General features: G+C 55.6%; 9 protein-coding genes. 5 read left to right on the forward strand and 4 right to left on the reverse strand.

The window, feature by feature from the left end:
- The first annotated feature begins 1059 nt into the window (after nucleotides 1–1059).
- Nucleotides 1060–1398 (forward strand): DUF6516 family protein, encoded by a 339-nt coding sequence (locus LDH74_RS22690; RefSeq protein ID WP_226043027.1) that lies wholly within the window; start codon nucleotides 1060–1062, stop codon nucleotides 1396–1398.
- Between the two features lie 24 nt (nucleotides 1399–1422).
- Nucleotides 1423–1872: a hypothetical protein gene (locus LDH74_RS22695; RefSeq protein ID WP_226042702.1), complete on the forward strand. Its 450-nt coding sequence runs from the start codon at nucleotides 1423–1425 to the stop codon at nucleotides 1870–1872.
- A 159-nt stretch (nucleotides 1873–2031) separates the two neighbouring features.
- On the opposite strand, the gene LDH74_RS22700 is transcribed toward LDH74_RS22695, so the two are convergent.
- Complete coding sequence (locus LDH74_RS22700) at nucleotides 2032–2913, reverse strand: DNA-binding protein (RefSeq protein WP_226043028.1); 882 nt, start codon at nucleotides 2911–2913, stop codon at nucleotides 2032–2034.
- 788 nt (nucleotides 2914–3701) lie between these two features.
- Between LDH74_RS22700 and LDH74_RS22705 the strand changes: the two genes are divergently transcribed.
- From LDH74_RS22705 to LDH74_RS22715, 3 genes are all read left to right on the forward strand, one after another.
- Nucleotides 3702–3989, forward strand: a complete 288-nt coding sequence (locus tag LDH74_RS22705) for a ribbon-helix-helix domain-containing protein (RefSeq protein ID WP_226043029.1) — start codon at nucleotides 3702–3704, stop codon at nucleotides 3987–3989.
- Nucleotides 3982–4245 carry a type II toxin-antitoxin system RelE/ParE family toxin gene (locus LDH74_RS22710; protein WP_006111185.1) on the forward strand — a complete coding sequence of 88 codons (264 nt, stop codon included), beginning with the start codon at nucleotides 3982–3984 and terminating at the stop codon, nucleotides 4243–4245. The genes LDH74_RS22705 and LDH74_RS22710 overlap by 8 nt, the downstream gene beginning before the upstream one ends.
- A 263-nt stretch (nucleotides 4246–4508) precedes the next feature.
- Entirely contained in the window at nucleotides 4509–4817 is a 309-nt protein-coding gene (locus tag LDH74_RS22715) for a HalOD1 output domain-containing protein (RefSeq protein ID WP_226043030.1), read from the forward strand.
- A gap of 289 nt (nucleotides 4818–5106) precedes the next feature.
- On the opposite strand, the gene LDH74_RS22720 is transcribed toward LDH74_RS22715, so the two are convergent.
- The 3 genes from LDH74_RS22720 to LDH74_RS22730 all read right to left on the reverse strand — a co-directional run bounded on the left by LDH74_RS22720 (nucleotide 5107) and on the right by LDH74_RS22730 (nucleotide 9366).
- The gene (locus LDH74_RS22720) at nucleotides 5107–5628 is read right to left on the reverse strand and encodes a hypothetical protein (protein WP_226043031.1); all 522 of its coding nucleotides are present in this window, start codon (nucleotides 5626–5628) and stop codon (nucleotides 5107–5109) included.
- A 1283-nt stretch (nucleotides 5629–6911) separates the two neighbouring features.
- A complete protein-coding gene (locus LDH74_RS22725; RefSeq protein ID WP_006111188.1) occupies nucleotides 6912–8447 on the reverse strand; it encodes a primase-associated protein in 1536 nt (511 codons plus the stop codon).
- A complete protein-coding gene (locus tag LDH74_RS22730) occupies nucleotides 8440–9366 on the reverse strand; it encodes a DNA primase (protein ID WP_226043032.1) in 927 nt (308 codons plus the stop codon). Before LDH74_RS22730 ends, LDH74_RS22725 begins: the two co-directional genes overlap by 8 nt.
- Nucleotide 9367: the final 1 nt, after the last annotated feature.

A 9367-nucleotide genomic window follows, 5' to 3' on the forward strand; every position in this document is an offset into this window, starting at 1 on the left:
TTCACTCAATCAAATGCCGAAAAATGCAGCAGAGGCCGGTTCGAGAGTGTCATCGAACGATCCGCATAGCGTTCTTTTCACCGAATCTGGAGGGAACTATCCGTTCACTACATGTGCGTATTTCGCAGTCAATACTATCCTTCTAAACAAAAAATCTATAACTCCCAAACAAACAATGGACACTATGGAATGGATTGAATCTATTTATCAGCGGGTCCGTAACTGTTCTTTAGTCTTCAATCCTGAGTTCAAGTGTCCCAATTGTGAGGCAGAGGTAGACCACCGATATGAGAACTGTCAGAACTGTGGTCGGCAATTGCTATGAAGTAATCCTCCAGCACTGAGCAATCGCTGGTGGAGTAGGATGCAAAGCAGAGATGCGAACAGAGTGTTTCCGAAGAAAGGTCCGGGTTCGAGAATCGAACTGCGCGTCTCAACCTGCACTGGCTGAATGACGGCCACTACCCCAACCCGGATATATGGATACTGCATCTCGGGCTGTTAGATGACTTAGTTATAAGTCTGGGAACTTTTCGTAATCTGCAAATTGGCGCTATGGTTTGTGTCTGCTCTATTCTTCACCTGTACTAAGCGAGTGGATCGGGCGTGCTAGGCGTGATTCTGAGATGGAAGAAGCCTACGCCTACCTGATTTACAGTCGCGAAGACGCTGCTGATGTCTTCCAGTTCGATACTCCGGTTGAGGAAAAGTCACTCAAGTCGATCGGCTCGCATTTCGGCCATCCGAAAGGCTTGGACTCGGACGTTGACTATACGACGAATCTCGAGAGTGCAAAGACGAACCTCGAATGGCTTCTGAATCGTCCATTACCTGTGAGTCCAAACGACGACTCTTACGGTGAAGGTAGTGGCAAACTGCGAGAAACCATCTTTCGATATGGTCCCGAGAAGGATACGAGAAGACAGGCGAATGGGAAGGACACGACGTGGTGGAATGGACTGGTGAAGAGGAATTGTATGAGTATTGGGAGTGGGACGACTGCTATTGTTCTCCTGACCAATAGTCTTATTGTATTGGTCGGTGTACCAATGGACGAGGATGGCCTCACTGACCGACGACGACCTCGATGGCGTGAGCGAAGGGAGGAAGTACTCCAACGGGACCGTCGTCCGTGTGTTTTGCATGCGGACAGACCGCGACGCGTACCCGTCTGGGTGGGCCTACAAGCTCCACTACGGCGCGACGGAGCCGGATCCACCCCGCACGCTTGACGATGGGACGATTCGTCGGTACGACAATTCGCACGAGGACACGAAAGGGCACGAACTGCACGTCGCACCGGACCCCGACCCAGATATAATCACGTTCCCCGGGATGGTCGAACTCTGGGAACGATTCTGGAGCGAGATCCCGAAATCCGAGTTCGAGGTCAAGTGAGGCCATCACACCACGGTGATTCCCATGAACGATACTACGCCGCCGCTGCATCCGATGGAGCGCGAACAGCTTCGGGCCGAATCAACCCTCGTCGTGACCGTAAAGTCGTCCAGTGAGTTCCACAATGATGTTACCGACGGTATCGAGGCGCTCGAGCGGGGCAATTCGGTGGATTCCACGCCGATGCTCTCGTTTACCAGCTACGACGACCTCATGGAGACACTGACGCCGCGCGTCCTCGATCTCATCGAGGCCATCCGCCGGGAAGAGCCAGCCAGCATCAACGAGACTGCACGGGTCGTTGATCGGGACGTGAAGAATGTCCACGAGGAACTCAGTCGGCTCGCCCAGCTGGGCATCATCTTCTTCGAGGAAGACGGCCAGAGTAAGCGCCCGGTCGTCTGGTTCGACGAACTCGTCATCAACCTCCCCTTCGATCCAGAGACTGGCGACACGGCGGCTGCCGCACCGTAGTTCGCCGTGCCAGCGGTGGCGCGCGATGAATGCGCGCTTCAGCGCGCAGAACGTGCGAGGGACGAGCGATGCGACCACAGGGAGCAAAGCGAGGAGGCTGGGGAGGGCGCGAGCGAAGCGAGCGTGTGGTTGGGCACACAAAAAAGAGAGCTGTTTCGCCTATTCCTGGGTCCACCACCGCCCGCGTTCGGGGAACTCGAGGCGACTCCAGCCGGTCACAGCCAGGCTGCATCGCTCGTTGTGCCAGTTCTTCGCCGCGTTCCTGATTCGCACCGTCTCTCCCTCGCTCACTGTTGTCTGATAGGAGTTCTCCCAGATCGTGAACTTCATCTTCTCGGTCGCATCCGCGATCAGTCCAACCTGGCTGATCGACGGCTGCGAGGGCTCCCATAGTTTAATGATCTCGCCTTCCACGTCCACTTCGCCTGCCTCTACCTCCGGCACATCTGCGATGTCGACGATCGTTCCCGACTCGGCCTTCACTTCGTCCATCTCCTCGAGTGTTGCGTCGATCATCGACGTCCCGTCCGTCACCTTCTCCGCCAGTCCACGGCTCACTGCCGCCCGGCTTGGACCTCCACGCACCGTCTCCGTGATTCGCACCGATTGTTTGTTGACCTCCGCCAATTGCTCTTGCTCCAGCTCCGAGCGGGGGTCCACCCGTTCGACCCGCCGCTCTCGGCGCTGCTCGACCACGATCTCTCGCGTCCGCTTCTCTCGCCCCTCCTGCGTTCCGAACGTCGCCTTTGCGCTGATCAACTCGAGCTCCTCCTCTCGAGCCCGAATCCGCTCTTCCTGTGCCAGTGGCAGGTATCCGAACTCGTTCTCCTCGCGTCCAACCATCGTCTCCGGGTGGTTCGTCTCGACTTTCGTGTTGATCTCCTGCTCGACCGACGCCTGGAACTCCGGCGTCTCATCCACGATGTCTTCCGCGAACTCGTCTTCCACCGCCACGCCTGCGTCCGTCTTCTCCGCAGCCGCCTCTTGGTTGACACTCGATCCATCCGAAGTTTTATCATCTCGGAAGTTCGTAGAACTCATTGCTTAACACCGAAGGCGCTTTCCAACGCGTCTTCACCTTCAACTCCTCTGAGTCCCAACTGTGTTCGTCTCCTGTAACCGCTCTCGCTCGCGCCTTCAGGTTCCCTGAGGCGCGAGTAGAGCGGGACACTCACCCCCACCAGCCAGCACCGCGCGCCGAGACTACCGGCGCGAGCGTCCAGCGGAGTAACCGTGGGGGGTGAGCAGCGACGCCGCGCAACCCCTCGCGGTTACCTGCTGGCGTCGAAACCAAAGCCCGGCAGCACAGCGACCACCGGGAGCGAGCAGCCCGGAATGGTCGGTCGCGAGCGATGCAGAGGGAGGGAAGGCGAGCGGGGCGTGCCGTCTCGTTTACAGCGGTCGAGGGACAGCTACAGCATCCCCACCTTTAGCACAGCCTGGCGGGCTTCGAAAGGGCGAGGACGTCTCGGCCGTCCCCCGCCGACGTAAGCACCGCAACGACCGAGCACAGCGAGGGAGTGAGGCGCGCAGCGAGGCGCGGGATGCCGAGCGGCCGAGGGCTTTCGGTAGAAGTGTACTCCTTTCTCCCTCTCTTCTCGAGTGTCCCGTTCACCACCAATATTGAACCCATCGATCGTCCACGTCGCATCCCCGCCAGGCCGATCTCAGTTGTCCAACACTCGGACTGCTGTCTCGATCGTCACCCAGAGGTACTGGCTGTTTCAACTGCACAATACTCGGTCTGCCCTCGAGAAGCAAGATCACCAGACCAAACGCGTTAGGTATAGAGCAAACATTTATTTGTGAGACGCACGTCTCACAGGGTAATGAGTACTGACACTAACGATGCCGGTGAAGGGAACGGCAACGGCACCAACAAAATCGACGTCCGGGTTCCAAACCGGCTCCTCGAGGAGATCGACGAGGAGTACGAGCGTCGCGGGTATACCTCACGGTCGGAAGCGATCCGCGACGCACTCCGCGACTGGATCGATCCACCGACGAGGCTCTCTGACGAGACGCTTGAAGAACTTGAAAAGAGCCGCGAGCAGCGAGAGCAGGGCGAAACGCAATCAGCCGACGACGTTCGCGAGCGCCTCGGCTTGAATGACTGACGTCAAGTACACTGAGCAAGCGATCGGCCACCTTGAGAACCTTGACCCGCAAGTCGCCGATCGTGTGATGAATAAAGTCGATGAGGCGACTGACTGGACCGAACACCGACTCGAGCGTCTTTCCGGCTACCCATATTACAAACTTCGCGCCGGCGACTACCGAGCGATCATCACATGGGATCGCGACGACAACGTTCTCATCGTCGAGGCGATTGGTCACCGACGAAACGTGTATGACCGGCACCTTCCCCCATGACGCCTCTTAATGCGAAAGTATCGGGGTGCGAAAATTACTTCCTTTACGGAGGGCGACAGACAGTTGTTGAGGAGAGGTACCGTTCAGTGCGCACTCTTGCATAATGAGCTGATGCTTCAGTTCGAATCACTTCAAGAAGACTCCGTGTTATGTACAGGCAATAGATGTACCGCTAATTGTCTGAGAGAAATTCACTCAGAATATTACACTCCATATGTTGAGGGGGAAATTTGGTAGAGGGATATAATTAGTCATAACATCGTATGGAATCCTATAACCAACATCAGATAGCCGCGGACGGCGGGTCAGGAGTTGTTGTAGAAGAACAACCGTGGGAATCCATAGTACAGACTGTAATACGAGGAATTGCTGCTGTAAAAGGTACTCCTGAGTGTGACCTTGATCCGCTCTACAACAGCATCAACCCAGAGGCGCTGAACGAGCTGATGCGACATTCACAGCGTATCTCATCAGATGTGTCCGTGGAATTCACCCACGAGGGATGTACTGTTCTGGTGCGAAACGAAGATCCGATGAAAATCACAGACTCTCCACCTGATGAAATTATGTAGAACCACATACTATTGCCGATAAGTTCGCCCACCTACATACCAGCTGATTCACTGGTGTGTTGGGAGAAATCAACTTTGAGAAGAACCTATGACACTCTGCACTGGGGGAAAGCCCGGCAGCACAGCGAGCTCGAAGAAAGCGAGCGAGCAGCCCGGAACCTGGAGGTGGGCGGGTGATCGTGGGAGGGCGGTGCTATGCGGGGCGGTCCGCCCGTCGTCCCGCTCGCCATACTCACCTACCTCATCTCACCACTCCCGTCCTCCCACTCACTCAAACCGCACCGACTCCCTACCTTCTGTACGACTTCCGGATCCAGGATCTCATCAAACTGCTCCATGCTCGCAGCTGTACTTGAATCGCTCGTCGCAGATCCTGCCCCAGCACCGCCACTTCCGAGTAGTACGATCGCGCACCCCTCGGCAATTCGTGGAACCGTTCCTGACACTCCAGACACGTGTACTCGAACTCAGCTCGGACTCTGTTCTGGTGCCCCTCGAGCTCGCCCTCCTCGCTGTAGTGGAACTCCTCGTACACGAGCTTTTTCGAAACGAACTCGCGACCGTCACACCGCGGACACTGGTCCATCATCAGTGGCTTGTCTGACCCCTGCCTCGAGACAGTACCTGAACTCGTCGATGCAACCCTGTCCTGCTCACCCTCACTATCCTCGGCTGTACTGCCGGCTTCGTCCACTGTGGTATCAGCTTGGTCTACCTCCGATTCGTCTTCCTCGCCTGGCGCTGTTCCTTCTCGAACCCAGTCGTCGAATTCCTCACTCAGGATCTGATCATCATCCGCTGCCTCCTCCACCTAGTGTTGGTCAGTCCAGCTCATATCCCGACTCACTCCTCTCAGGTGGGCAAATAACACCGCCTCGCGGTCGCCTAGCCTAATGTCTTCCCTGACACGCTACGTCCACCACCATCGCAATCATCCAATCTCACGTCTCCTCTGCTGCTCTTCACTCACCACTGCCTCGAGCCCAATCTCACCGTCGACATCCTCCCCATGGCCTCTATCCTCCCCTCGAGGAGAGCAACCCCCGCTCCACCACCTCTCCCTCCAAGTCCTCTCTCTCCTCGAGCTTTTCCCCAAACTTCCCGTCACGGCCTGGCTACTAGCTTGTACGTTCCTCCCACTCTCACCTCTCCTCAGCTTCATCTCCAGTTCCCTGCTCCAGTCCTCTGCCCCACTCCCCTCTCCTCAGATCACCACACTCTACCCTGTTCTCCGCCCTTCACTCGTTCTCCAGACCTCACTCTCTTTTCTCGAGCACCATCCTCTCTCTACTTCTCCCACCCCTCTTCTTTCTCTATTGGCCCCTCACATTCTGCTCTCTTCTCAACTTTCTTGTATATCTATCACCTTGCTTCACACCTCTCCCTCACCCACCTCTCTACCGCTCTCCAGTCCCCCACTGATCGTATTCTGAAAATGCTTCTCACTCCTCTCTCATTCTCCTTCCGTCCGCCCCCTTGTTACTGCCCCTACCTTCCACCTTTCTACACCCAACTCAATCCCACCATTCTCGAGTCATAACACACCTCCTATCTAATTCACTATATCCTGACGTATTTACCTACCCTGCTCTCTGACTCTCCACGTTTCATTCCCCGTCGCGCACACCTCTATTTCTGCATACCTCCCCATTCCTTTGGACGATTTTTCGTCATTCACGACCAGTTTTGCGGACTCAAATCATTTTAAATCCCCGTTGCACATATCTAAGGCCGTAACAACACGCGCAACGAGTGAAAATTTCAAGCACGAAAGTCAAAAAACGCGCAACGGGGAGTTTCAGCCACCCAACTCAGTCGATTCTGAGTTTCAATGTTCAAATTGAAGAACGGCAGAAGGGACAGTTCGATATCACATTCTTAGAAGAATATCCCTTATCTGCTGATTTCTCCATCACGAAGGCTCAGATAATACGCAACGTGATTTTATCTCCTGTTTAGTATATGTAATTAATGTATTCCAGATATTATATTGATTTAGTAGAATAGCGCCAAATCCGGTTTTAAGATCCTCTGTATAGTTGTGAAATGAATGGGCTAAAGAGAGGGTTGGATCCGAGGGAGTTCATCGCTATACTAAACGGGGTCGGTTTCCTCGAGTTGGTCGTACATATCGTCGGGGAATGGAAGGCTACCATAAATTGAGTAGGGGCACTGCTCTTTGCCAATACAGTACCGTTGCATATCGTCATTATTACAATTCATTGGCAGGGGTGTGTTCCCGTCGGGGCCAATTCCACGATCGCCCCGTCGGGCTTCGTACTTGATCTGGTAGGCAGAGATCTCTGGATCAAACCATGGCCACCGGCTGAACAGGTCTTTGAGTTCATCGGTGATCGCGTCGACGGATTTCTCGCGGTACTGCGGGAGCCACATTACCATCCGAACGAGGTTGAAGAGGTCTTTTCGGACCGGTTTCTCCTCTTGGAGTCGCTCATCCATCGCAGCAAGACAAGGCAGTTCAAACAGGTCTTCGAGTTCCGTAATCTCGAGTGGCCGCGATCCACCGCCCGAGTGGCCGATCCGATACGTATTGACGCGGTCACCCCGATCGACTGTCACCGATCGATGCGATAAGTGATCTGCAAGCGAGTTCCCTACACTTCGGGGGGTCGACAATTGTGTGAGCTGGGCTCGTTCACTCTCGTTTTCTGGCTCATATACTTCAAGAGCATCGGACAACTCCTGAGCAGTATGAAACTCACCGATCTGAGTGTGTGGTGATGCTTGCACAGCATTTCGGAGTAGTCGGACGATCTGCTCGCCTTGATCCCAGTTTTTCCACACCTTCTCGTAGTGGCCGATCTCGAGGGCGTAGTCAGTCCGCTCGGTGATGGCAGTTTCGTGCTCTCGAAGCCACTTGCGTTGTGGCTCGCCGAGTTCATCCTCTTGGACTGCCTGTAGCCGGCCAAAACACCGCTTGCCGTACGATCGATAAGTGTCATGGAGGTGGTCGAGTGGGACGTAGAGATGATTGTCCTTGACCTGCGTTCGAATCTCGCCCGTTTCGTCGGCACTCGTCGCTTCGGTGGATGCTCGAGCGAGACACTTTCGAGAGGCAGCCGCCATTGGGATCTCGACGTAGAGATCGTACTCGGTATCGGCAGTCACCTCCTCGTCGAATTCGGGCATCGGTTTGACGTCCGTACAAACGCGACCCGGGTGGGGACCGTCCTGACTGGGGCCTTTCGCGTAGAGGACCTCAGCCATCTCTTGGTAGAGCGTTGGATCGTCGTACTCATGCACAAGTGCGAGGAGGTTAGTCGCGAACAGTTCGCGGATGTTGTGAAGGACTTGGTTCTGCCGAGGCGGCGTGTCCTCGAAGCGAGGTTGTTCGCTCACGCAGATTGAACTGAGAGTAGCCAGCAAAACGAGCGTTGCGGGCTCGTCGACGAATGGGTACTCGAGCGGACGGTTACGCTTGGAACTCTTGAACGCAGCAGTCCCGAACTGTTCGATATCCGAAAGCAGCGTCTCTCGGTCTGGCGTATTATCGACGACGTAGCGGTCGTACCCGCGGGTGAACAATTGAACGATCTCTCTGTCAGTGTAGTTGATAGGGATCGCTGCAGCGAGGTAGGCGTCTCGCTCGGTCTCTCGTGGATCAATCATGGGTAAGTTCACGCTCGGTTTCAAGGAACTGTGGTCGGGCTTCCGTTCGGGGATCGAACGCTGGGCTCTCGATCGGCTGGACGACACGGCAGACCTCTGCGTGCAACGAGTAGGGCACGCGAAGGAGACGGCTTCGGTCGGCAGTCACAACGGGATCGATCGGGATCTCATAACGCTCGAGCAAGAGATCGTTGAGCACTTCTCGGCTTTTCTCGTCATACCCGTACTCAAGCTCGTTGTCGAGCAGATAGACGTGGACGCCTTGACCGGAATAGACGACCATCGTCTTCTCGGCAGCAAATACATCCATGAAGAGGTCTCGTGTTTCGAAGCCGTACTCGATCGCACGGTCGATGTCCTCGAACGAGTAGGGATACCCCCTCGGATCGGCGTCACAAATCTCGAATTCGGCGAGCAACGCGTCGTCACGACTCACATCTGTTGATTGGATCTCGAGGTCATTCTCGTCAAGTTCGCGTTCAGCGCGTGCTGTGGCGATGCCTTTCGCATCGATATCGACCGCGAGAACCCACGATCGGTCCCAGTTGTCCAACCCGTAGTAGACGCCATCCGAAATCGGATCACTCTTCTCGAGCAGATCGGGATCAGCCAAGGCGTATTCACTCCCCTGGAACGGGTCGTACCGTGCGGGAGATTGGATGAACGAGACGAGTTCTTCGACGTTGCTGAAGTTCTGTGCAATCGGCTCGCCATCTGAGTCAGTGCGCCACGTCGGCCGTCGAATGAAGTCGCGATCGGGGCGCTCCGCTTTGCGGATGGGATGGCGCTCGCGGAAGCTGATCCCGAACTCTTTCGGTGCCGTTGGTGTGATGAACGGCGGCAACTGGTCTACATACTCGGGGAACTCCTCGGTATAGTACGCATAGACCTCGCCACGGGTTGCCTGTCGCCAAGTCATA

Origin of the sequence: Natrinema sp. DC36 (assembly GCF_020405225.1) — an archaeon.
GTDB lineage: Archaea > Halobacteriota > Halobacteria > Halobacteriales > Natrialbaceae > Natrinema.

Coding starts and splice junctions, on each gene's coding strand:
- LDH74_RS22690 (WP_226043027.1), top strand. CDS start 1,060: ATGGCCTCACTGACCGACGACGACCTCGATGGCGTGAGCGAAGGGAGG.
- LDH74_RS22695 (WP_226042702.1), top strand. CDS start 1,423: ATGAACGATACTACGCCGCCGCTGCATCCGATGGAGCGCGAACAGCTT.
- LDH74_RS22700 (WP_226043028.1), bottom strand. CDS start 2,913: ATGAGTTCTACGAACTTCCGAGATGATAAAACTTCGGATGGATCGAGT.
- LDH74_RS22705 (WP_226043029.1), top strand. CDS start 3,702: ATGAGTACTGACACTAACGATGCCGGTGAAGGGAACGGCAACGGCACC.
- LDH74_RS22710 (WP_006111185.1), top strand. CDS start 3,982: ATGACTGACGTCAAGTACACTGAGCAAGCGATCGGCCACCTTGAGAAC.
- LDH74_RS22715 (WP_226043030.1), top strand. CDS start 4,509: ATGGAATCCTATAACCAACATCAGATAGCCGCGGACGGCGGGTCAGGA.
- LDH74_RS22725 (WP_006111188.1), bottom strand. CDS start 8,447: ATGATTGATCCACGAGAGACCGAGCGAGACGCCTACCTCGCTGCAGCG.
- LDH74_RS22730 (WP_226043032.1), bottom strand. CDS start 9,366: ATGACTTGGCGACAGGCAACCCGTGGCGAGGTCTATGCGTACTATACC.